The sequence below is a fragment of the Streptomyces sp. NPDC051315 genome, assembly GCF_044455165.1.
Classification (GTDB): Bacteria; Actinomycetota; Actinomycetes; order Streptomycetales; family Streptomycetaceae; genus Streptomyces.
Genome location: NZ_JBITEN010000008.1, coordinates 175,031 through 198,403, shown reverse-complemented (window position 1 = coordinate 198,403; position 23,373 = coordinate 175,031). Strand labels below are relative to the sequence as shown.

Below are 23,373 nucleotides of genomic sequence, written 5' to 3'. Positions count from 1 at the left end.
GTCACTCGTGCGGCACGACGGCGACCGGGCAGTCCGCGTGGTGCAGCACGCCGTGCGCCACGGAGCCGATCCGGGCGCCGACCGCGGTGCGGTGGGCGCGCCGGCCGACGACCATCAGCTGGGCCCGCCCGGCCACCGAGAGCAGCACCTGCCCGGCGCTGCCGATCTCCACGTGTTCGACCACCGGCACGTCCGGGAAGCGCTCACGCCACGGTGCGAGGGCCGCGGTCAGCGCCTTCTTCTCGAACGGCTCCAGGCCGCCGGCCTCGTCGAGGAGCTTGAGCGAGCCGGGGCTGTAGGAGAACAGCGGCGGGAGCGTCCAGGCGCGGACGGCCCGGACGGTGGCACCGCGGGCGGCGGCCGTCTCGAAGGCGAACCGCAGCACGGAGGCGCTGTCCTCGGGGGCGCCGTGCTGGCCGACGACGATCTCGCGGCCGGCCACCTCGCTGCTGGGCTCCGTCCCGGCGCGGACCAGGACGACGGGGCGCGTGCCCTCGGCGATCACCTGCTGTCCGACGGAGCCCAGCAGGAACCCGACGACCGGGCCGTGGCCGCGCGAGCCCAGCACGAGCATCTCCGCCTCCGCCGCGGCGGCGGCCAGCGTCTCGACCGCGTCGCCCTCCAGGATGTCGGTGGTCACCTGCAGGCCGGGGTGCCGTTCGGTGATCTCCTCCGCGGCCTGCTGGACGTTGGCCCGCACCCACTGCTCCTGCGTGTCCCGGTCCGCCACCTCGGCCGCGGCGGCCGACTGGAACCGCCAGGCGTGCACCACCCTCAGCGCCACGTCCCGCCGGACGGCCTCCCGGGCCGCCCAGGCGAGGGCCGCGAGGCTCTCGTCCGTCCCGTCGACCCCTGCCGTGATCGGGCCCGTCATCCCGCCGCCTCCCTGCGTCGCGTTCGATCTGTCGGCCCCAGTCTTCACCAAGCCGCCCGGCATGACCGTGGGAGGGTGACACGTGATCGTCGGCGCGGCCGAATCCGGTGGGTGGCGCCGGGACGCCGGTGGGCCGAGGCCCTCGGCCGGCTCACGGTCCACGACGCGCCGAGCTGTACGCGATGCGGCCGGCCCCGGGCCGCCTCCCGTGCCTGCTCTCCGTGCCGGTGCCGACGGCCAGGACCGCCAGGAATGCCGGTGCCGAAGGCCGGGACCGTCAGGACGGTCAAGAACCGGCTCCCCCGGACATCCGTCCGGACGACCAGCACGCGCGGGGGGCGAGCGTCCGCCGACCCTGGGCGGTCGGCACGGAGACGGAGGGCGTGAGCGGACGTGGGCAGGGCCGGCCGATCCCGAGGGCGACGAGTCCGCGTGCCGCGGGAGCGGCGGGACTGACGCCGGCCCTCTTCCGGTCCCGTGCCGGGGGCCGGGCCCTTGACCACGCGCGCCCCGGCCTGTGCCGGGAACGCACCGCCTCCCGCTTCGCGGAGCGAACGGCACCGATCGAACATACGATGGCGGGAGCCTGCGCGGGGTTCGCCGTGCGGCGAGTCGTGAACCGCTCGGGGTGGGAGACGTATGGCACAGGCGGCCGAGACAGCGCGGACCGTCATCCTGACCGTGGACGACGACCCGGGGGTCTCCCGTGCCGTCGCCCGTGACCTGCGGCGCCGCTACGGCGCGTCGTACCGGATCGTGCGCGCGGAGTCCGGTGAGTCCGCGCTGGACGCGCTGCGCGAGCTGAAGCTGCGTGGCGACCTGGTGGCCGTGATCCTCGCCGACTACCGCATGCCGCAGATGAACGGCATCGAGTTCCTCGAACAGGCCCTGGACGTGTACCCCGGGGCGCGGCGCGTGCTGCTGACCGCGTACGCCGACACCAACGCGGCGATCGACGCGATCAACGTCGTCGACCTGGACCACTACCTGCTCAAGCCGTGGGATCCGCCGGAGGAGAAGCTCTACCCGGTCGTGGACGACCTGCTGGCGGCGTGGCGGGCGAGCGACTACCGGCCCGTGCCGAGCACGAAGGTGGTCGGGCACCGCTGGTCGGCGCGCTCCTCGGAGGTGCGGGAGTTCCTGGCCCGCAACCAGGTGCCGTACCGCTGGTACTCCTCCGACGAGCCGGAGGGGCGGCGGCTGCTGGCCGCGGCCGGGGCGGACGGGCAGCGGCTGCCGCTGGTGATCACCCCGGAGGGCGCGCCGCTGGTCGAGCCGGACGCGCCCGAGCTGGCGGCCCGCGTCGGCCTGGCGACGACGCCGACGGCCAACTTCTACGACCTCGTGGTGATCGGCGGCGGACCGGCCGGGCTCGGCGCGGCCGTGTACGGGGCGTCCGAGGGGCTGCGGACGGTGCTCGTGGAGCGGTCGGCGACCGGCGGGCAGGCCGGTCAGAGCTCCCGCATCGAGAACTACCTCGGTTTCCCCGACGGTGTCTCCGGCGCCCAGCTCACCGACCGGGCCCGTCGCCAGGCCACCAAGTTCGGCGCCGAGATCCTCACCGCGCGCGAGGTCACGGCACTGGAGGTGAACGGGGCCGCGCGCGTCGTACGGTTCTCCGACGGATCGGAGATCGCCGCGCACAGCGTGATCCTGGCGACCGGGGTGTCGTACCGCCAACTGCAGGCGCCGGGTACCGCCGATCTGACCGGTTGCGGGGTCTTCTACGGGTCGGCGCTGACCGAGGCGCCCTCCTGCCAGGGCCACGACGTGTACATCGTGGGCGGCGCCAACTCCGCGGGGCAGGCGGCGATGTACCTGTCCCGGGGTGCCAAGTCGGTGACGCTGCTGGTGCGCGGCCCCGACCTGTCGGCGTCGATGTCGCACTACCTGATCCAGCAGATCGACGAGGCGCCCAACATCTCGGTGCGCGCCGGGACGGTCGTCGAGGCGGCGCACGGGGAGGGGCACCTGGAGCAGCTGACGCTGCGCGACACGCGGACCGGGCACACCGAACTCGTCGACGCGCAGTGGCTGTTCGTGTTCATCGGCGCGGCCCCGCTGACCGACTGGCTCGGCGGGACGGTCCTGCGGGACGGCGACGGGTTCATCCTCGCCGGGCCCGACCTCACACCGGACGGGCGGCCGCCCGCGGGCTGGGAGCTGGACCGGCCGCCGTACCACCTGGAGACCAACATCCCCGGCGTGTTCGTGGCGGGCGACGCGCGCGCCGAGTCCGCCAAGCGGGTCGCGTCCGCCGTCGGAGAGGGAGCCATGGCCGTGATGCTCGTCCACCGGTACCTGGAGCAGTCGTGAGCGGGCGGGTCATGCCGTGCAGCCCGCGGGAGATCGGCTCCCTGTTCCTGTTCGAGAAGCTCTCCCCCGAACAGCTCGGACGGCTGTGCGGCGAGGGCCGGGTCGAGAAGTTCGAGGCCGGTCCGGTGTACTCCGAGGGCGAGCCGGCGACCTGCTTCTACGTGATGATCGAGGGCACGGTCGTGCTGTACCGCCGGGTCGGCGGCGACGACATCGAGGTCAGCCGCACCTCGCAGCGCGGTGTGTACGCGGGGGCCATGCAGGCGTACCTCGGGGACCGGGTGCCGCAGGTCTACAACAACTCGATGCGGGTGACGGAGCCGACCCGCTTCTTCGTGCTGCCCGCGCAGTCGTTCGCGGACATCATGCAGGAGTGGTTCCCGATGGCCGCCCACCTGCTGGAGGGACTGTTCTTCGGCTCGAAGAACACCCAGCGGGCCGTCGGGCAGCGGGAACGGCTGCTGGCCCTGGGTTCCTTGTCGGCGGGGCTCACGCACGAGCTGAACAACCCGGCGGCTGCGGCCGTACGGGCCACCGCGACCCTGCGGGAGCGGGTGGCGAAGATGCGGCACAAGCTCGCCGTCATCGCCCAGGGCCCCTACTCCCGGGAGACCCTCGCCGACCTCATCGACATCCAGGAGCGCACCGCCGAACGGGTCGCCAAGGCACCGGTGCTGAGTCCGCTGGAGGCCTCCGACCGGGAGGACGAGCTCACCGACTGGCTCGACGAACACGGCATCCCGGAGGGCTGGCGGATCGCGCCCGTCTTCGTCCAGGCCGGACTCGACGTGGACTGGCTGGAGCAGGTCGCGGCGGCCGTGGACGAGGACATCCTGCCGGGGGCGGTCGGGTGGCTCAACTACACCGTCGAGACCGAGCTGCTGATGGACGAGATCGACGACTCCACCAACCGCATCTCCCACCTCGTCGACGCCGCCAAGCAGTACTCCCAGCTCGACCGCGCCCCCTACCGGGTCGTCGACGTCCACGAACTCCTCGACAGCACCCTGCTGATGCTGTCGGGGAAGATCGGGCAGCGCATCGAGGTCGTCAAGGACTACGACCGCACGGTGCCGCACGTCCCCGCCTATCCGGCGGAGCTCAACCAGGTGTGGACGAACCTCATCGACAACGCGGTCTTCGCCATGAACAGCACCGGCGGCGAGGGCACGCTGACGGTGCGGACCGCACGGGAGGGGGACCGGCTGCTGGTGGAGTTCCGCGACACCGGGCCCGGTGTCCCCGCGGACATCCGCAGCCGTATCTTCGACCCCTTCTTCACCACCAAGCCGGTCGGCGAGGGCACCGGGCTGGGCCTGGACATCTCCTGGCGGATCGTCGTCAACAAGCACCACGGCAGCCTCCAGGTCGAGTCGCAGCCGGGCGACACCCGCTTCCAGGTCCTGCTGCCGCTGACCGCCCCGCACCCCGAGACCGCCCCCGAACCCGAGACCGCCGAGGAGCCCGTATGACCGACGCCGACGCCATCGACCCGAGCGTCCCGCCCAGCGGCACGGGCTGTGCCGAGTGCCACGCGACGGGCGGCTGGTGGTTCCACCTGCGGCGCTGCGCCGCCTGCGGGCACATCGGCTGCTGCGACTCCTCCCCCGCCCAGCACGCCACCGCCCACTGGAAGGCCACCGGCCATCCCCTGGTCCGCAGCTTCGAGCCGGGCGAGGAGTGGTTCTGGGACTACGACAACGACGAGCTGTACGAGTCCGGCCCGGACCTCGCGCCCCCGGCGAGCCACCCGACGGACCAGCCGGCGCCGGGGCCGGCGGGCCGGGTGCCGGCGGACTGGGCACGGTCACTGCACCGCTGAGCGCCGGGCCCGAAGGGGCCGGCCCGGCCCGCCCGGGGGGGACCGGGGGGCGCCCCTGAGAGGGGGGCCGGGGCGTTACGCGTCATCGTCGGGGGGACTGGGGGGGGGGGGGGGGGGGGGGGGGGGGGGGGGGGGGGGGGGGCGGGGGGGGGGGGGGGGGGGGGCGCGGGCGGCGGGGGGGGGGGGGGGGCCCGCGGGCCCGCCCCCCCCCCCCCCCCCCCACCCCTGTCGTCGCGCCGTCGACGTCATGGTGACGGCGGCCGGGGCTGACCAGCGCCCTCGGTGCGCCACCCTTTCGGACCAGGCATGTCCATGTAAGGCCGAAATCACCGTTTTTGGCAGCCTTCACGGTGATACTGAGCCGACCCCACCGCACAGTGATCAGCAGGTGACCCACCTGTGCGTCGGCTGTGGGGACGTGACGGCACGGAAGAAGGTTGCCTCGAGTGGAAGTCACCGATCTCGCACCAGCGAAGGACCTGCCGAGACGGGAGAGGAGGAGACCGCGGACGGTGCGCGGGGGCACGGCACTCGGGGCGGCGCTGTTGTCCCTGCTGACGCTGCCCGCGCACGTCTCGCCCGCGCACGCCTCGCCCGCGCCCCCGCGCCCGGCGGCGGCCGCCGTCGCACCGCCGCAACCGGACCTCACCGGTCTGCGGAGCGTTCTGCGCACGGCGACGCAGCAGGGGGCGCCCGGGGCGATGGCGCGCCTCGACGACCACGGCTCGGTCCACCGGCTCGCCGTGGGCCTCGCCGACCGGCGCACGCAACGGGCGCTCGGCGCCGGCAACCGCTTCCGCGTCGGCAGCGTCACGAAGATCTTCTCCACCGTCGTCCTGCTGCAACTCGTCGACGAGGGCAAGCTGTCCCTCGACGCGCCGGTCAACCGCTACCTGCCGAAGCTCCTGCCCGACGGCCGGATCACGGTCCGCCACCTGCTCAGCCACCGCAGCGGTCTGTACGACTACACCAACGACCTGTTCGCCAGCACCGTCCGCGGCTTCGAGGCGGTCCGCACCAGGGTCTTCACCTACCGTCAGCTGCTGAACCGTTCGCTGCGCCACGCGCGCACGACCGCCCCCGGCGGCGCCTACTCCTACTCCAACACCAACTTCGTCGTCGCCGGGATGCTCATCGAGAAGCTCTCGGGACACACGGTCGGCACCGAGTACCGGAAGCGGATCATCGAGCCGCTGAAGCTGCGCGACACCTTCTACGTCCACCCGGCCACCGCGATCCCCGGCCTCCACACGCGTGGCTATCTCACCCCGGACGCCCCGGCCACGACCCTGGTCGACGCGACCCGGCAGACGGTGTCCTGGGCGCAGAGCGCGGGCGCGCTCATCTCCAGCACCCGTGACCTCAACGTCTTCCTCTCCTCGGTGCTGCGCGGCCGGCTGACCTCGGCCGGGGCGCTGACCCAGATGCGGCGCTGGGTGCCGGCGGGCACCCGGCAGGCGTACGGGCTGGGGCTGCGGCGCCGCGACCTGTCCTGCGGGGTCTCCGTGTACGGGCACACCGGTGCCGTACAGGGCTACTACACGTACGCGTTCACGTCGAAGGACGGGCAGCGCAGCCTGAGCGCGCTCGCCAACACGTCCAACAGCGCCCGCGTGCACAACACGATGCTGCGCACGCTGGAATCCGCGTTCTGCGGGAAGGCGACGGGGGCGCGCAGGGGTGTCGTGCTGCCCCACGAGCGGGCGGAGGACATCGCTGCCGCGACCGCGCGGGACTCCGCCGCCACGGTGCGGAACTGACCACGCGTCCGGCGAGCGGGCCGGGAGGGACCGACGGCGGCCGGGAACCCGTCGGCCCTGCCGGCCGTTCCGCGGACAAGGCCCCACGGGGGCCGCACGACGACATCAGGACGGCGGGATGAGCGAGTTGGTCCCCGGGGGCAATGTGCCCCTTCCGGGCGGCATGCTGACCGTCCGGGTGCCCGGCCCCTTCGACGTCAGCGCGCTGGTCACGGACGACAGCGGCAGGGTCGGGGGCGACGGCGACTTCGTGTTCTACAACCAGCCGACGGCCCCGGGAGCCCGTCTGCGGGGCGACACGCTCACGCTCGACCCGGCGGGGCTGCGGGCCGGCGCCACCCGCGTCACGGTGGTCGTCAGCGCCGCCGACCCGGGCACACCGCTGGCCCGTCTGCCCGTCCCCACACTCCACGTCACCGACCCGCGGGGCCGCCCGCTCGTCCGGTTCGCGCCACCGTCCCCACGCCAGGAGACGGTCCTGCTGCTCGCCGAGGTCTACCGGCGGGGCGGGGGATGGAAGCTGCGGGCGCTCGGACAGGGGTACGCGGACGGACTGGCGGGCCTGGCGCGCGACTTCGGGGTCGACGTCGTCGAGGAGGGACCCGCGCCCCCTTCGCCGCCCACCGCCCCGCCTCCGGCCGCCACCACGTCTGCGGCCCGGCCCACCGCCACCGCCGTACGGCCCTCCGCGCCGGCCCCCTCCCGCACACCGGCCTCCGCGTCCGCGCCCACCCTCGTGCGCCCCTCCGGGCCCTCCCCCGAGCCCGACGGCTTCCTCGCCCTCGTCAACCGCGACCGCGCCGCGGCCGGCTGCACGCCCGTCGCCGTGGACACGCGTCTGGCCGCGGCGGCCCGGGCCCATGCCGCCGCCATGGCGGCGGCCGGCCGGCTCGGCACCGAGGGCGCGGACGGCGTCTCGCTCCACCAGCGGCTCACGGCCACCGGTTACCAGTACCTCGCCGTCGGAGAACACCTGGTGTCCGGACCCCGCACGCCCGCCGAGTTCGTCGCGTACTGTCTGCGCGCCGACCGGACCCGGCGCGTCCTGCGTGACCCGGCGTTCACCCACACCGGGCTGGCACACGTCCGGGACGGACGCACCGGCGACACCTACTGGACCGCCCTGTGGGCGAGCCCGCTCACACCCGCAGGTCTGGCACGGACGGAGGCGGACGTCGTCCACCTCACCAACGGCGAACGGGCGCGGGCCGGACTGCGGCCCCTCGGTGTCGATCCCCTGCTCGCCACGGTCGCGCGGGCCCACAGTGCGGACATGGTGGCGCGCCGCTTCTACTCCCACACCTCGCCCGAGGGCAGCCGGCCCTGGGACCGGGCGGCCGCGGCCGGTTCCACGCGGCGGACGATCGGCGAGAACATCGCCTGCGGTCAGCGCTCCCCCGCCGAGGTCGTGGAGGACTGGATGAACAGCCCCGGGCACCGCGCCAACATCCTCAAGCCCGACTTCACCCATATCGGCGTCGGCTTCGCGGGCGGCGGCCCCGCGGGCACGTACTGGACACAGCTCTTCGGCGCCTGACGCCCCGTCGGCCCGCCTGAGGTGATCTACGCCTCACAGGCCAACCCCGCCCTCCGCGCCCGCGTCTTGACCAGCGACAACGGAAGACCCACCCCCGCCCGCATCGGCCGGGGGTGCAGTCCGGCGCACTATACACATCGGGTATACACGCAGCGCATACTCGGTGCCGAAAGGAATCGATGTACGGCAAGGCATTCGCCCCCGAGTACCAGGGCGCCCTCACCACCCTCTCCGTGAACTCCTCCCTCGTGGACGTACTGGCCGCGGGCACCGAGCAGTTGAAGGCGGCCGAGCGGGCCGGTGAGCACGCCGAGGTGGCCCGCTCCGGGCTCGCGGTGGCCGAGGCGCACCGGCGGCTCGGGCAGGTGCGGGAGGCGGACTCGGCCTGGAAGGCCAGCTACCGCGCGGCCCGGGAGGCCGGGGACGTGGCGGCGATGGCCTGGGCGCTGTGGAGCGGCGGCACCCTGGCCCGGCAGCGGGGCGCCTTCCGGCTGGCCCGGCGGCTGCTGGGCCTCGCGGCCGAGCTCGGCGAGCGGGGCGGGGACGTCGTCGTCCGTGGCTACTCGCTGGCCGGACTCGCGGAGACCGGCCGCATCCAGGGCGACTACGAGGCCGTCGGCAGGCTGCACGAGCAGTTGCTGGCCGAGGCCCGCAGGCGCGGCGAGGCACGGCACACGGTGTGGGCCCTGGAGGGCATCGCGCAGATGCACCGCAACTCCGGTGCCCACGACACCGCCTACGCCCTGTTCGAGGAGGCGGCCGAGATCGCCGCGCGCGCCGACGACCGGCGCGGACACGCCTGGGCACTGCGCGGGCTGGCCGACATCGTCTCCGTGCGCGACGGGGACACCGAGCGGGCCCTCGCCCTGCTGTCGGAGGCCGAGACGACCTGCCGCGCGATGAACCTCTCCAGCGCGCTCGCCTACAACCACAAGATGCGCGGCAACGTCCTGTACCGGGCGGGCCATCACGCCGAGGCACGGGAGCTCTACGAACAGGCGCTCGCGGAGTTCGCCGCGATGAGCGAGCCGCGCGGGGAGGCGCTCGCCCGGCTCGGTCTGGCCAAGTCCCTGGCCCGCCTGGGCCGCGATCGGGCGGAGACCGCGGCGGAGCTGGCCGGTCTGGCGAAGGAACTGGAGCGGATAGGACTGCGGCACGCGCGGGAGATGGTGGCGCGGGCCCAGGAGGAGCTGGGCATCGGCGCGGACGTGCCCGGCGGCACCGGTGCGGAGGCCGTACGGTGACGGCGTTCTCCACGACGGTCGCCCCGGCGGGCCCGCCGACGGCGGGCCCGGGGCCGGCGTCCGCCGCCGGCATCCTCGACCGCTGCCGTTCCCTGGTGCGGCCGGCCCTGGTCGAGGCCGTCGGACGGCTGCACCCCTGGGTGGGTGAGATGGCCGCGTACTCCTTCGGTTGGTGCGAGGTCGGCGGGGCGCCCGTCGTCGCGTCCGGCGGGAAGGGGCTGCGGCAGGCTCTCGCGGTGCTCGGCGCGGAGGCGGCCGGGGCGCCCGAGCGGGCCGGCGTCGCGGCGGCGGTCGCGGTGGAGCTGGTGCACACCTTCTCGCTGCTGCACGACGACATCATGGACGGCGACCCGACCCGGCGCCGCCGCCCCACGGTGTGGAAGGCCTACGGCACGGGACCGGCGGTCCTCGCGGGTGACGCCCTGTTCGCGCTGGCCGTGGAGACGCTGGCCGCGGCCCCGCACGGCGCGGCAGGCGTACGGCTGCTGTCGGCGGCGCTCACGGACCTGGTGCGCGGGCAGGCCGACGACCTGCTGTTCGCCGCCCGCCCCTGGTCCGGTCCCGACCGGCCGGGTCCCGACGCCTACCGGGCGATGGCGGAGGGCAAGACGGGCGCGCTGCTGGGCTGCGCGGCCGCGCTGGGCGCCGTGCTGGGCGGCGCGCCCCCGGAGACGGTCACGGCGCTCGACCGTGCCGGGCGGCATCTCGGGATCGCCTTCCAGGTGGTCGACGACATGCTGGGGATCTGGGGCGATCCGGCCGTCACCGGCAAGCCCGTCCACGGCGATCTGCGCGAGGGCAAGAAGACGTTTCCGGTGCTGGCCGCCCTCGACTCGCCGGCTCCGGTAGCGCGCCGACTGGTCCTGGCCCTGGAGGCCGGGGGCGACCCCGCCGAGACGGCCGCGCTGGTCGAGGAGGCCGGCGGCCGTGCGGCGGCGCTAGCCGAGGCGCGCCGGCAGGTGGCCGCCACGGAGGCGGCGCTCACCGGTGTGCCGCTGCGGGCGCGGGCCACCGACGACCTGCGGACGCTGCTGGAGTTCCTGGTGCGGCGCGACCTCTGACGGCGGGTACCCCTCTTCCGGCGTCCACCCCGTGTTGACCTTGAGCGTGCCGCGCGACAGGGTGCCAAGCGGTGCGCCGGGACCGGCGCACCGGAAAGGTGGTTGTCTTGATCGGCATCTCGGACATCGAAGCCGCGGCGGAGCGGATCGCCGGGCACGTGGTCCGCACCCCGACTCTCCCCAGCCCCGGGCTGTCCGCGCTGCTCGGCGTCCCGGTCACCGTGAAGCTGGAGCTGTTGCAGCGCACCGGCTCCTTCAAGGCGCGCGGGGCGACGGCGAAGCTGCTCTCGCTGAGCGAGGGCGAGCGGGCGGCCGGGGTGGTGGCGGTGAGCGGCGGGAACCACGGGATCGCCGTGGCGGTCATGGCCGCCGCCCTCGACATCAAGGCCACGGTGGTCATGCCGCGTTCGGCGCCCGCCCGGGCCGTCGAGATCGCCGAGGAGGCGGGCGCGTCGGTACGGCTGACGGACGGCATGGACAGCGCGTTCTCGCTCGTGACCCGGTTGCGGGACGAGGGTCTGACCCTCGTCCACCCGTTCGACGATCCGGTGGTCGTCGCCGGTCAGGGCACGGTGGGGCTGGAGTTCGCCGACGACGCCGACGAGGTGACGGACGTGCTGGTCAGCATCGGGGGCGGCGGGCTGATCTCCGGGGTCGCGGCCGCCCTGCGGGCCCGTCGGCCGGACGTGCGGATCTGGGGTGTGGAGACCGAGGGCGCGGAGGCGATGTCCGCGGCGCTGGCGGCTGACGGGCCGGTCCCGGTGGAGGTGTCGTCCATCTCCACCACCCTCAGCGCTCCGGCCGTCACGCGGCTGACGTACGACCATGTCTCCGCCCTGGTGACCGAGGTGCTCGTGGTGCCGGACCGGGAGGCCGTGCGGGGCTGCGTCGAGCTCGCCGAGCACGCCAAGGTGTGGACCGAGCCGGCGGCCGGGTGCCTGCTTCCGGCGGCCCGGCGGGTCGTGGCGCGGGTGGGTGACGGCGCCCGGCTGGGGCTGGTGGTCTGCGGGGGCAACGCGACGACGACGGACATGTCCTCCTGGGCCGAGCGATTCGGGCTGCGCTGAGCTCCCCGCCGGGTTCCGCGTCGGCATCCGGGCGGGAACTGCGCCGAGTTCCGTGCCGGTAAGAAGAAATCGTCGGGGCGGCCCTCACCGCGGAATGGACGGCGCCCGGCGGGGGCCCGTTCGCGGGCGCCGGATGCCGGTTTACCTCTGGTTACACCCGCCGAACCGCCCGGAGTAATTTGATTTCCTCGCACATTTGCTCGCCGTTTTTGAATGAAAGACAGGAATCGCGCCGGAGTTGCACTTCCCTTGAACGGACCACCTCACTCCAGCCGTACCACTGCGAAAGGAGAACTCCGGTTCAGCGAGGGATGACCATGGTCAAGGCGCACGTCTCCAGGCACGAGCTGGTCGCCGGGCGGTACCGGCTCCTCGACGTCGTCCACCAGGAGACGAACCGCGTGAGCTGGTACGCCGAGTACGCCACCGAACGGGCGGACCCCCGGCCCTGTCTGGTCACCCGGATCGGGCTGCCGGCCGGCCAGGGCGCGGAGGAGGCGGGGCAGGCCGCGGACCGCGTGCTGCGCATGTCGGAGACGATGACCCTGATGTGCCCCGGCCAGGTCGCCACGGTCCTCGACGCCGTGGCGGAGGAGGGCGCCCTGTGGATCGTCACCGAGTGGATCGACGGGTTGCCGCTGGGCCAGCTCCTGGAACAGAAGGGTGCGTTCAGCCCCACCCGGGCGGCCGCGATCGGGCTGGAGGTGCTCGACGTCCTGGAGGCCGCGCACGGCGAGGGGATCACCCACGGCGAGCTGAGTCCCGGCCAGGTGTTCGTGCGGGCGCGCGGGCCGGTCGTCGTGACCGGGTTCGGCCTGGCGGGCGCGACGCTCGCGCCACGCCTGGCGGCACCCGCGTACGCCTCTCCCGAGCAGGCGCGGGACGAGCGGATCGGTCCGGCCGCCGACCTGTGGGCGCTGGGCGCGCTGCTCTACACGATGGTCGAGGGGCGGCCGCCGTACCGGGACCGGGACCGGCCCGAGACGACGCTGAAGGCCGTGGACCGGCTGCCGCTGCGGACGCCCCTGCGGTCCGGGCCCCTGGGCCCGACCGTGCAGGGCCTGCTGCGCAAGGACTCGCGGGAGCGGCTCACCCGGCCGGTGGTGCGCGAGGCCCTCCACCGCGTCCTCGACGAGGACCCGCACGCGGTGGCCGCGCCCCGCACACGGCCGGCGTACGCCCTCGGGCGCATCGTCCGTCCGCGGTGGAGCGGCCGGGCCCTGGCGGCCGGTACGGTGCTGGCCGTCGTCACGGTGGCGGTCGCCGCCCTCGCCGCGACGGGCCGGTTGCCGGGCACCGAGGAGACGGGGTCCGGCGGGGCGCAGGCCCGCCCCTCCGCCTCCCCGACGTCACCCGGCGAGGACGCGGGTGACAGAGTCCCGGTCACGCCGACCCCGACGCCGCCACCCGCCCCGACCGCGTCCGCCTCCTCGTCCGCCCCCTCGTCACCCCCCGAGGCCGCCTCGCCGAGCCCCTCACCCACGGCCTCCACCGACGCCGTACCGGCCGGCTACCGCCTCTACCGGGCGCCCGAGGGCTTCTCCGTCGCGCTCCCCGAGGATTGGAAGCGGCTGGACACCTCGCGCACCTCCGACCTCGCCTACCGCGTCACCTTCGGGGCGGAGGGCGACCCGCGCAGTCTCGCCGTGACGTACAGCGAACGCGTCGGCGAGGACCCGGTGGTCGTCTGGCGCGACACCGTCGAGCCCGGCCTGCGGCAGCGGGACGGCTTCCGGCGCGTCGGCGCGATCGAGGCGACGACGTACCAGGGGTACGAGGCGGCCGACATGGAGTGGTTCGTCGACGACGACGGCACCCGGGTGCGCACGTTCGGCCGCGGGTTCCTGCTCGGGGGGCACCGCGGCTTCTCGCTGCGCTGGACGACGCCCGCGGCGGACTGGGAGAAGGCCGCGAACCGGCAGGCCCTGGACACCTTCCTGACGACTTTCCGGCCCGGCTCGGACTGAGGGGCGGGGTCACCGGGGCCCGTTTCGGGCACAGGGACCGGCCGGGCTCACACGGCCCGGGGGCGGACGAGCCGGCCGGGCCGGCGGGCCGGCCCGGTTCGCACGGACCGGCCCGGTCCGGACCGCCGCCCGCGGCTCAGGCCGGCCGGCGCGGTGCGCGCAGGGAGCGCAGCGGCCCGCCGTGCAGCGGCGCGGTGGCCCAGCGCGCGGTGAACGTCCCTCCGGTGAGGGAGCACGTCACCCGCATGCGGTGCGGGGTCTCCAGGAACAGGATGTCCACGGCGAGGGTGTCGCCGTCGGTCCAGCCGCCGCTCACCGCGGTGGGCACCGGTTCCTCGGCCACGGTCCAGGCGCCGGAGCCCGGCCGCAGGTCCAGCCGGTGGCCGTCCTCGAGGAGGGTCAGCGTCCAGCCGTGCGCGTCCGCCGTGACGGCGGCACCGGTCAGGCTCGGCCGGTCGGCGCAGACACCGCCGTAGGGAGCGAACCGGGCGGTCGACCACTCCTTCGCCCGCTCCGGCGGCGCCGGCTCGCGGACGGCCGGTGGCAGGGCCAGGCGGGTCAGGCGGTCGGCGAGGGCCGCGTCGGTGTCCTCCCGGCCGGAGAGCGGCTGCGGCCGGAAGGCCGGCAGCAGGTGCTGCCAGACGAGGTTGAGCACGCCCTGCATGTCGGCGGTCGCCGCGGTCATGGCGAGGACGGCGTCCTGCTCGGGCAGGACCAGGCAGAACTGGCCGTAGGCCCCGTCGCCGCGGTAGCCGTGCCGGGACCGCCAGAACTGGAGGCCGTAGCCCTGGTGCCAGTCCTGCCGGTCGGTGTCCCCCATGGCTCCCGCCGTCGGGATGTGCGCGCGGGTCGCCTCGGCGACCCACTCCCGTGTCAGCAGCCGCTTCCCCTCCCAGACGCCCTCGCGCAGATAGAGCTGACCGAGCCGGGCGACGGCGTCGGTGGTGCCGTGCAGCCCGCTGAAGCCCAGCTCGCGGCCGTGCCGGTCGGTCAGCCAGGCGACCTCGCCGATGCCGAGCGGGTCCAGCAGCCGTGGCCGCAGGTACGCCGAGAGCGGCCGGCCGGTGACGCGCTGGAGGATCGCCGCGAGGGTGTACGTCGCGGGCTGGTTGTAGGCGAACACCGTGCCCGGGTCGCGGTCCGGCGGCAGCAGCAGGAAGCCGCGGACGAGTTCGTCCGGGTCGAGCGCGTGGGCCCGCTCGAAGGTCTCGGCCTCGTGGCCGCTCGCCATCGACGCCAGGTGCCGCACCCGCATGTCCCGGCTGCGCGGGTCGGTGATGTCCGCCTCGAACTCCGGGAAGTACGAGATCACCGGTTCGTCGAGGCCGATCAGCCCCTCGGCGACGGCGAACCCGGCGGCCGTGGACGTGAAGCTCTTGCTGATCGAGTACAGCAGGTGGAGGCGGTCGGGCGCGTACGGCGCCCACCAGCCGGCGGCGACGACCCGGCCGTGTCGCAGGATCATCAGGCTGTGGGGTTCGATGTGCTCGGCCGCGTCGACGGCGTCGAGGAGGGCGAGGACGCCGGAGGCGTCGACGCCCTGGGCGGACGGGGTGCTCGAAGGCAGCGGACGCACACTCATGCCCGCATCCTGCCCCGCGGCCCGCGTGGCCGACGAGCGGTTTTGCCGCGCCGTCCGTGACCGGTTTCCGCCCCGGCCCGCCGGGGACTCGGGACTCATGGTGCAAATCGGATACACGATGATGACCGAACAGGCCGGCCCTCGTGAACTGGTCGACCATCTCGTACGGGCCGAGGAGGCGGGCTTCGACTTCTCGGTGACGTCGGACCACTACTTTCCGTGGCTGCGCTCGCAGGGGCACGCGCCGTACGCGTGGAGCGTGCTGGGCGCCGCCGCGCAGGCGACGTCCCGGATTCCCCTGATGACGTACGTGACGTGTCCGACCATGCGCTACCACCCGGCGGTCGTCGCCCAGAAGGCGGCGACCATGCAGCTGCTGTCCGGGGGCCGCTTCCGGCTGGGGCTGGGCTCCGGGGAGAACCTCAACGAGCACGTGGTGGGGGGCGGTTGGCCCTCCGTGGACGTACGGCACGAGATGCTCGAGGAAGCCGTGGAGATCATCCGCGCGCTCTTCGAGGGGGGCCATGTGACGCGGCACGGCACACACTTCGACGTGGAGTCGGCGCGGGTGTGGGACCTGCCCGACGAGCCGCCGCAGATCGGTGTCGCGGTCTCCGGGGAACAGTCCTGCAAGCTCGCCGGCCGGCTCGCCGACCTGGTGATCGCCACCGAGCCCAAGTCCGGTCTGCTGGAGGCGTTCGACCGGCACGGCGGGGCGGGCAAGCCGCGCGTGGGCCAGCTGCCGGTCTGCTACGACCCCGACCGGGACACGGCCGTGAAGCGCGCGCACGCGCAGTTCCGCTGGTTCGGCAACGGCTGGAAGGTGAACTCCGAACTGCCGCACCCGGACTCCTTCGAGTCGGCGACCCAGTTCGTGACACCGGACGACGTCGCCTCCTCGATCCCCTGCGGCGACGACCCCGACGACTTCGTCGAGGCCGTACGGCCGTACGCCGAGGCCGGGTTCACCGAGATCGCCCTGGTGCAGATCGGCGGCGACTCGCAGCCGGCGTACCTGGACTGGTCGGAGAAGACGCTGCTGCCGGCGCTGCGGGACGCCCTCGGCTGACGGTCCCGCCGCGGCGGGCGCGGGTCGGTCACGGCACGGCCGGGGGCGCCGGCTGGCTGCCGGTCCGCACTCGCGCAGTGCCGGCCCCCGCCCGCCCCCGCAGCCCGTAAGAGGAGAGTCGTCCGTGACCCTGGCGATCGACCCGTCCGAGACGTCCGCCCAGTGGGACCGGGCGGCGGACGACGGGCTCGTCCCGCACTTCGAGGAGCTGGCGCCGGGCCAGCAGGTGGAGCTGCCGGACGCGGACGTGTGGCTGGCGTACTACGCCTCCCGCTCCAGCGCCGCCTCCGAGCGCGGCGCGGCGATCGCCGAGGCCGCCGAGGCCGCCGAGGCCGCCGAGGCCGCCGAGGCCGCCGAGGCGGAGGGTATCCGGCCGACGAAGGCGCTGGAGGTCGCGGAGAACCCCACCGCCCTGCGCGCCGCGATCCTCGCGGACCCCTCGACCGCCCGGGCGGCCCGCGCCGCTCTCCTGGACCGCGTCAAGGAGGACCCGGAACTCCAGACCGAGCTGGCCCGCGACGTCGTGCGCACCGACGACCTGAAGAAGGCCGTCGCCAGCGAGAGCCGCTCCGCCGACCGCATCGGCTACGTCCGTCAGATCGCCGAGTCCGGGCGGATCAGGACCCCGGCCGGGCAGACCCTCGACGCGCCCGCCGAGCTGCGCCAGGAGGCCGAGCGGCACCTGTCGCTGCTCGACGAGCTGGACGAGGGCGAGGACGCCGGCGAGTGGGCGGCCGAGGCCTACGACTCGCTGAAGAGCCTCGTGGTGGAGACCGTGGAGGCCGACCCCGCCCTGCGGGTCCAGGAGCGGCGCACGAAGTTCTACAGCAGTCCTGCAGAAGGCGACGAAGGCGTTCGAGGAACTGACCTTCGACGACGCCCAGGACTTCTACGAGGACGACATGGTCCAGCAGTTGGAGGAGCTCCAGTAGGCGATCGGCAGCTGCCTCACGGCGCTGCGCGGGACGCGCGGGACGGACCGAGCCGGGGCCGGGCCGGGCCCGGCATGCCGGGCGCGGACGGCGTCAGCGCGCCGTGTAGCGGTGCCGGGTCCACAGCGGCACCCCGAACCAGAACAGCAGGTACCACGCGACCACGGCGGCGACCAGGTAGGGGACGTAGCCGTCGTGGGTGGCCACCCGCAGGATGAGCAGGAGGGCCGAGGTCATGGTGGCGAGCAGCAGCACCAGCCCGATGAAGGTCATCCGGGAGGCCCACCTGACCGCCTGCGGTTTCACCAGCCGCCCGGAGACCAGCCGGTGCAGGGAGACGGGACCGATGAGGGCGCCGGTCGCGCAGGCGCCCAGGACGACCGTCGTGATGTAGATGGCCCGGTCGGTCGCCTCCAGCTCCGCGTAGCGGGGGGTGAACACCACCGTGAGGAGGAAGCCGAAGAGGATCTGGACACCCGTCTGGGCGACGCGGACCTCCTGGATCAACTCCCCCCACATGCGGTCCGCGCGCTCCTCCTCGGTCTCGTTGCGCCCTCTGCGCCGTTCGGCCGCCGCTGCCGTCCCTGCCACCTGTCCTCCCCGGTTCGAGTGACTGTTCGGTCTTGTGTTCCGGCGAGTACCCCCTGAACGGCGTTTTCCTCCCCCGTCACCCGGGTCCGGCTACCAGCGCCCCTCGACCTGCTCCTTGATCCGCCGCTCGTACAGGTCCGCGATCGCCCCCAGCGTCTCGTCGGAGAGGTCCGGCAGCTTGGCGGCGGCCGCGTTGGCGCGGGCCTGCTCGGGCGAGCGGGCGCCGGGGATCACGGTGGTGACGCCGGGCTGCTGGATGATCCAGCGCAGTGCCAGCTGGGCCGGGGTGTACCCCTCGGGGGCGAGGGCGGAGAACTCGGCGGCGGCCTCGACGCCGGTGGCGTAGTCGACACCGGAGAAGGTCTCGCCCTGGTCGAAGGACTCGCCGTGCCGGTTGTAGGTGCGGTGGTCGTTCTCCGGGAAGACGGTGTCCTTGGTGTACTTGCCCGACAGCAGACCGGAGGCGAGCGGGACACGGGCGATGATGCCGACGCCGGCTTCCCGGGCCGCCGGGAGCACCTCGCGCAGGGGCTTCATGCGGAACGGGTTGAGGATGATCTGCACGCTGGCCACGCCCGGCCGGGCGATCGCGGTGAGGGCCTCGGCGCAGGTCTCCACGCTGACGCCGTAGTGGGCGATGCGCTCCTCCTCCACCAGGGTGTCGAGGGCGTCGAAGACCTCGTCGCTGGAGTAGACGGGGGTGGGCGGGCAGTGCAGCTGCACCAGGTCGATACGGTCGACCCCGAGGTTGCGGCGGGAGCGGTCGTTCCAGGCGCGGAAGTTGTCCAGGACGTAGTTCTCGGGGATCTGCTCGACCCGGCGGCCCATCTTGGTGGCGACCAGCACATGCAGGTCCGGGCGGCTGCTCAGGAACGTGGCGATGGTCTGCTCGCTGCGTCCGTCGCCGTACACGTCGGCGGTGTCGAAGAAGGTCACCCCGTGCTCGGCCGCCGCCTCCAGAACCGCCAGGGCCTCTTTGTCGTCGACGTCGCCCCAGTCGGCGCCCAGCTGCCAGGTGCCGAGGCCGACGACGGATGCGTGCTGACCAGACCTACCGAATACGCGCTCGTCCATGGCGTCAGTCTGTCATTCGTTCCGGTCCTGTGCGGAACCGGCGTTCCTTCCCGCCACCCGTGATTTTTTCACCCGCAGGAGTGACGATGTTCGACGGTTCCCCTCCCCCGGTCGAAGGGCCCCTAGCGTGAGCCCGTGACTGATCGTTCAGTGAGCAACCAACAGCCGGGAGACTCCTCCTGGACCCGCCGCGGCTTCCTGCGCACCGCGGCCGCGCTGGCCACCGTGCCGTGTCTGGTCGCGGCGGACCCGGTCGCCGCGGCGGAGGAGCTGCCGGACTTTCCGGCGGACGTCCCCCTCTCCCGTACGGCGTACCGCAACTGGGACGGCGAGATCACCGTGACCGGGCTGTGGGCCTGCGTGCCCGAGGGCCCCGGCCAGGTGGTCGCCGTCGTGAACTGGGCCTGGCGGCACGGCTGGACGGTGCGGGCCCGGGGTGCCTCGCACGGCTGGTCGCCCCTGACGGTCGCGGAGGGGACGCCGTCGGACGCGCGGGTCCTGCTCGTCGACACCGGCCCGCACCTGACGGGCCTGGCCCTGGAGTCGGCCGACGCGGTGCGGGCCGGCACCGGGGTCACGACGGAGGCCCTGCTCACCTACCTCGAGGAGCACGGCCTCGGGGTCACCGCCGCCCCCGCGCCGGGCAACCTCACACTGGGCGGTGCCCTGGCCGTCGACGCGCACGGCACCGCCGTCCCCGCCCGAGGCGAGAAGCGGCTGCCGGGGCACACCTACGGCTCGCTGAGCAATCTCGTGCTCTCCCTCACCGCCGTGGTGTGGGACGCGGACAACGGCGCCTACGTGCTGCGGACGTTCACACGGGACGAGGCGGACTGCGCCGCGCTCCTGACGCATCTGGGGTGTTCGCTGGTCACCGAGGTGACGCTCCGGGTGGGGCCCAACACCGACCTGCGGTGCCTGAGCCGTACGGACATCCCCGCGAGCGAGCTGTTCGCGGCGCCCGGCTCGGACGGGCGGACACTGGCGAGCTTCCTGGAGTCGGACGGGCGGGTGGAGGCGATCTGGTTCGCGTTCACCGAGTTCCCGTGGTTCAAGGTGTGGTCGGTCGAGCCGACCAGGCCGCTCACCTCACGGCGGGTGACGTCGCCGTATCCCTACCCCTTCTCGGACAGCGTCCCGAGGCCGGTGGCGGACCTGGTGGGGACGATGGTCTCGGACGCGGCCTGGTACCTCGCGCCGGCGCTGGGCACGGCGCAGCTCGAGGCGGCCAGGCTGGGGCTGGTGGCGACGTTGTCGGCGGACATCTGGGGGCCGTCGAAGAACACGCTGCTGTACCTCAGGCCGACCACGCTGCGGGTGCACGCCAACGGGTACGCGGTGCTCACCCGCCGCGACCAGGTGCAGCGCGTCGTCGCGGAGTTCGCCGCGTTCTACCGTGAGCGGCTGAACGCTTACGCCGCCGGCGGGCGCTTCCCCGTCAACGGCGCGGTGGAGATCCGGGTCACCGGTCTCGACGATCCGGCGGACACCGGACTGGCGGGCGCACGGGCGCCGTTGCTGTCCGCGCTGCGCCCTGACGCCGGCCACCCGGAGTGGGACACGGCGGTCTGGCTGGACGTGCTGACCCTGCCGGGCACCCCGCACACCGGCGCGTTCTACCGCGAGCTGGAACGGTTCCTGCTCACGGCGTACGACGGCACGCACGCCCTCACCCGGGTGGAGTGGTCCAAGGGCTGGGGGTACACGGACGAGTCCGCCTGGAGCGACGACGAGGTGCTCGGGACGGCCGTGCCGTCCTCCTTCGGCGCCGCCTGGGACGAGGCGGCCGGCACGCTGGACCGCCTGGACCCGCACCGGGTGTTCCGCGCCGCGCTGCACGGGCGGCTGTTCGCGTAGGGGCCTGTCCGTGAGGGGCGAGCTCGTCGACGCCACCGCCCCTCAGTGGTGGTGTCCGTAGACGGCCGCGGTGGTTCCGGCGCGGGCGCACGCCTCGACGGCCTGGGCCCGGGCCCGCGCCGCCTCGTCCTGCCGGCCGGTGTTCTCCAGGGCGTGGGCGAGGTTGTACGCCGTGAGCCCGGTGGCATACCAGTTGTCGTACTCCTGACGGATGCGCAGCGACTCCTGGAAGGCGGTGACGGACTCCTCCGCCCGGCCTTCCGCCTGGAGGGCGCAGCCGAGGCTGTTGAGCGAGTCGCCGTGGAAGATGCGGTCCGTCGTCCCGTGCAGCGCGCAGGCCCGGCGGAACGCGCCGACGGCCTCGGCGTGGCGGCCCGCCGCGTCGAGGGCGAGGCCGAGGTTGTGCCAGGCGCGCCCCTCGTTCCACCGGTCACCGAGGGCGCGGAAGCGGTCACGGGCTCGGACGTGCAGGGTGAGGGCCGCTCCGGGATGTCCGGACCGGCGCTGGGCGAGACCGAGGTTGTTCCAGGCCAGGCCTTCTCCGGCCCGGTCCCCGGCGCGGCGGAAGAGGACGGCCGCGTGGGTGAGCGGCTCGACGGCCTCGACGGGGCGTTCGGCACGGAGGAGGGCGTTGCCCAGGTGATTGCAGACGGCGGCCTCGGCGTGGTCGTCGTTCATCCGGCGTGCGAGGGGGCGGGCGGTCTGGCCGACGGCGATCCAGTCCTCGAAGAAGCGGCGCCAGCGCAGGTACTCGGCCAGATGCAGCGCGAGGCCGACTCCGACCTCGGGGTCGCCCTCGTCCGGCCACAGGGCGGCGGCCACGAGGTTGGCGTGCTCACGGTCGAACCAGGCCAGCGCGGCACTCCTGCGGGCGATCGCGGCGGCCTGGGGGGCCCGGGCCGGCACCGGGCGGTGCAGCAGGTCGAACCGCTGGGCCTGGGCGCGATAGTGCCGCCGTAATCGGGCGCGGGCCTCCCGCCCCGCCGCGGTGAGACGCGGGTCGGACCCGGCGCGGGTGGTGGCGTAACCGCGCACGAGATCGTGGATGTGCCAGCGCACGGGCGCCTCGTCGCGGGGCTGCTCCAGGGTCACCAGGTGGGCCTGGGCCAGATCCTCCAGCATGTCGAGTGCCGCGGGCTCCCCGAGGCCGGTGGCGACCGCCGCGGTGTCCGTGCCGTAGTCCACGCAGGGGACCTGGGCCAGGAGGCAGAGAGTATGGGCCCGGTCCGCGGGGAGGCGGCGTACGGACGCCTCCAGGACCGGGGACAGGGCCAGTGGTCTGCCGTACTGGTCCACGCCCCGGCTGGAGAGGGTGGCCGCACGATCGGTGCGTGTCCGCAGCTCTTCGACGAGAGAGGCCACACGGCCGCGCGACCGGCGGTGACGCAGCAGGGCGGCCGCGATCTGCAGGGCCAGGGGCAGGTGCCCGCACAGCGCCGCCAGTTCCTCGACCGAATCCGCCTCGCGCTCCGGCCGGTCGTCCCCGGCCTCCCGCAGGCGCAGCGCCCCCTCGATGAGCGCGGCCGATTCCTCCGGGCGCAGCGGCTGCAGGACCAGCTCACGGGCGGGCAGGGACTCGGGCGACTCCCGCGAGGTGAAGACGACCCGGTGGGCGTCGCCACCCGGCAGGAGCGGCGGCAACTGGCCGGGCTCGCAGACGTTGTCGAACAGCAGCAGCACCCGCTTGCCCTGGTCGGCGAGCAGGGCGAGCCGGCTGCGGTAGAGGCGGTACTGGTCGACTTCGTCCGAGGGCAGTTGGATGCCGCCGACCCCGAGTGTGTGCAGCAGTGACGTGACGGCCTGCGCGGGGGTGCGCGGGGTGTCGTCGTACCCCGCGAGGTCGAGGAAGAGTGTGCCGCCGGTGAACCAGCCGTTGCCCTGCGCGATGTGCGCCGCCTGGAGCGCGAGTGCCGTCTTGCCGATGCCGCCCAGGCCGGTCACGGCCCACATGACGGGGGTGCCGGCCCGTGTGCCGGCGGACGGACGCAGTCCGTCGAGCAGCACGGCGAGTTCGCGGTCCCGTCCGGTGAACCCGGCCCGGGGCGCGGGCAGATCGGACAGCGCGGTGGCCGGTGCGTGGTCGCAACCGTGGTAGACCGCCACGGGGCCGTGGAACCGGCCGCCCCGGAAGTCGATGTGATCGCGGTACCGGTGAGGGGCGGCGGCGCCGTTCTCTCCAGCTCCTCCTGGCTGCACCCGGTCCTCCCTTCCCGGTGGCACAGGCCCGGCGCGGACGGCTCGGAAGCGCTTCACGGTAGGGCATCCCGAGTCGTCACGGGACGGGTTTCGGCGTTTCCGGCAGAGGGCCTCGGCCCGAGGCCGGCAGTCGGCGCGGGACAGCGCGCTCAGGGGCTGAGGTGCCGGTCCGCGCGGGGCCTCGGGCCGGCCCCGCCGGCAATCGTCAGCGCCACCGCGCACGCCGCCAGGGCGACCGTTCCCGCGACACCGGACGCCGGCGGGTGGCCGTGCAGCGTCGGCAACGGCGCGACGCCGACGAGGCCGGTGTGGTGCGCGTGCCGGAGTGCGCCAGGACCGGGAGGGTGAGACGGGCGGCAGGCCACCGGCGCTCCGGCTGGGGTCGGGTCCGAACGGGTTCACCGGAGGCTGCGGGTCCGGACGG

Annotated in this window: 16 protein-coding genes and 1 pseudogene; 12 read left to right on the top strand and 5 right to left on the bottom strand. The window is 74.2% G+C overall.

Translation table 11 applies throughout. The annotated features are described in order from the left end of the window. Position 1: 1 nt before the first annotated feature. Positions 2-874: a universal stress protein gene (locus ACIBBD_RS17610; protein WP_399420306.1), complete on the bottom strand. Its 873-nt coding sequence runs from the start codon at positions 872-874 to the stop codon at positions 2-4. Between the two features lie 639 nt (positions 875-1,513). Between ACIBBD_RS17610 and ACIBBD_RS17605 the strand changes: the two genes are divergently transcribed. The 9 genes from ACIBBD_RS17605 (at position 1,514) to ACIBBD_RS17565 (ending at position 13,648) form a co-directional block, all read left to right on the top strand. After that, complete coding sequence (locus ACIBBD_RS17605) at positions 1,514-3,190, top strand: FAD-dependent oxidoreductase (protein ID WP_399420305.1); 1,677 nt, start codon at positions 1,514-1,516, stop codon at positions 3,188-3,190. A gap of 11 nt (positions 3,191-3,201) precedes the next feature. Next, entirely contained in the window at positions 3,202-4,662 is a 1,461-nt protein-coding gene (locus tag ACIBBD_RS17600; protein ID WP_399420463.1) for an ATP-binding protein, read from the top strand. Continuing rightward, complete coding sequence (locus ACIBBD_RS17595; RefSeq protein ID WP_399420304.1) at positions 4,659-5,012, top strand: UBP-type zinc finger domain-containing protein; 354 nt, start codon at positions 4,659-4,661, stop codon at positions 5,010-5,012. The genes ACIBBD_RS17600 and ACIBBD_RS17595 overlap by 4 nt, the downstream gene beginning before the upstream one ends. Before the next feature lie 512 nt (positions 5,013-5,524). Beyond that, positions 5,525-6,772 (top strand): serine hydrolase domain-containing protein, encoded by a 1,248-nt coding sequence (locus tag ACIBBD_RS17590; RefSeq protein WP_399420303.1) that lies wholly within the window; start codon positions 5,525-5,527, stop codon positions 6,770-6,772. Positions 6,773-6,890: 118 nt separating this feature from the next. Continuing rightward, positions 6,891-8,309 carry a CAP domain-containing protein gene (locus tag ACIBBD_RS17585; protein ID WP_399420302.1) on the top strand — a complete coding sequence of 473 codons (1,419 nt, stop codon included), beginning with the start codon at positions 6,891-6,893 and terminating at the stop codon, positions 8,307-8,309. A gap of 179 nt (positions 8,310-8,488) precedes the next feature. Then, entirely contained in the window at positions 8,489-9,553 is a 1,065-nt protein-coding gene (locus ACIBBD_RS17580; protein ID WP_399420301.1) for a tetratricopeptide repeat protein, read from the top strand. Beyond that, on the top strand, positions 9,550-10,614 hold the full coding sequence (locus ACIBBD_RS17575; protein WP_399420300.1) for a polyprenyl synthetase family protein: 1,065 nt from the start codon (positions 9,550-9,552) through the stop codon (positions 10,612-10,614). The genes ACIBBD_RS17580 and ACIBBD_RS17575 overlap by 4 nt, the downstream gene beginning before the upstream one ends. A gap of 107 nt (positions 10,615-10,721) precedes the next feature. Beyond that, positions 10,722-11,681, top strand: coding sequence for a threonine/serine dehydratase (locus tag ACIBBD_RS17570; protein WP_399420299.1), 960 nt, complete (start codon positions 10,722-10,724; stop codon positions 11,679-11,681). A gap of 311 nt (positions 11,682-11,992) precedes the next feature. Then, positions 11,993-13,648, top strand: coding sequence for a serine/threonine protein kinase (locus ACIBBD_RS17565; RefSeq protein WP_399420298.1), 1,656 nt, complete (start codon positions 11,993-11,995; stop codon positions 13,646-13,648). 136 nt (positions 13,649-13,784) lie between these two features. On the opposite strand, the gene ACIBBD_RS17560 is transcribed toward ACIBBD_RS17565, so the two are convergent. Continuing rightward, a complete protein-coding gene (locus ACIBBD_RS17560; protein WP_399420296.1) occupies positions 13,785-15,230 on the bottom strand; it encodes a serine hydrolase domain-containing protein in 1,446 nt (481 codons plus the stop codon). A 97-nt stretch (positions 15,231-15,327) separates the two neighbouring features. On the opposite strand from ACIBBD_RS17560, the gene ACIBBD_RS17555 reads away from it, so the two are divergent. After that, the gene (locus ACIBBD_RS17555) at positions 15,328-16,299 is read left to right on the top strand and encodes an LLM class F420-dependent oxidoreductase (RefSeq protein WP_399420295.1); all 972 of its coding nucleotides are present in this window, start codon (positions 15,328-15,330) and stop codon (positions 16,297-16,299) included. A gap of 163 nt (positions 16,300-16,462) precedes the next feature. Beyond that, positions 16,463-17,231: pseudogene (locus tag ACIBBD_RS17550) on the top strand (hypothetical protein); the annotation flags it as partial. A 93-nt stretch (positions 17,232-17,324) separates the two neighbouring features. Here ACIBBD_RS17550 and ACIBBD_RS17545 read toward each other — a convergent pair. Both ACIBBD_RS17545 and ACIBBD_RS17540 read right to left on the bottom strand, forming a co-directional pair. Next, positions 17,325-17,750 (bottom strand): DUF6328 family protein, encoded by a 426-nt coding sequence (locus ACIBBD_RS17545; RefSeq protein ID WP_399420462.1) that lies wholly within the window; start codon positions 17,748-17,750, stop codon positions 17,325-17,327. A 162-nt stretch (positions 17,751-17,912) separates the two neighbouring features. Further along, entirely contained in the window at positions 17,913-18,896 is a 984-nt protein-coding gene (locus ACIBBD_RS17540; protein WP_399420294.1) for an aldo/keto reductase, read from the bottom strand. A gap of 135 nt (positions 18,897-19,031) precedes the next feature. On the opposite strand from ACIBBD_RS17540, the gene ACIBBD_RS17535 reads away from it, so the two are divergent. After that, positions 19,032-20,753, top strand: coding sequence for a cholesterol oxidase substrate-binding domain-containing protein (locus ACIBBD_RS17535; RefSeq protein WP_399420293.1), 1,722 nt, complete (start codon positions 19,032-19,034; stop codon positions 20,751-20,753). Between the two features lie 42 nt (positions 20,754-20,795). On the opposite strand, the gene ACIBBD_RS17530 is transcribed toward ACIBBD_RS17535, so the two are convergent. Continuing rightward, positions 20,796-22,949 carry a tetratricopeptide repeat protein gene (locus ACIBBD_RS17530; protein WP_399420292.1) on the bottom strand — a complete coding sequence of 718 codons (2,154 nt, stop codon included), beginning with the start codon at positions 22,947-22,949 and terminating at the stop codon, positions 20,796-20,798. Between the last annotated feature and the right edge of the window lie 424 nt (positions 22,950-23,373).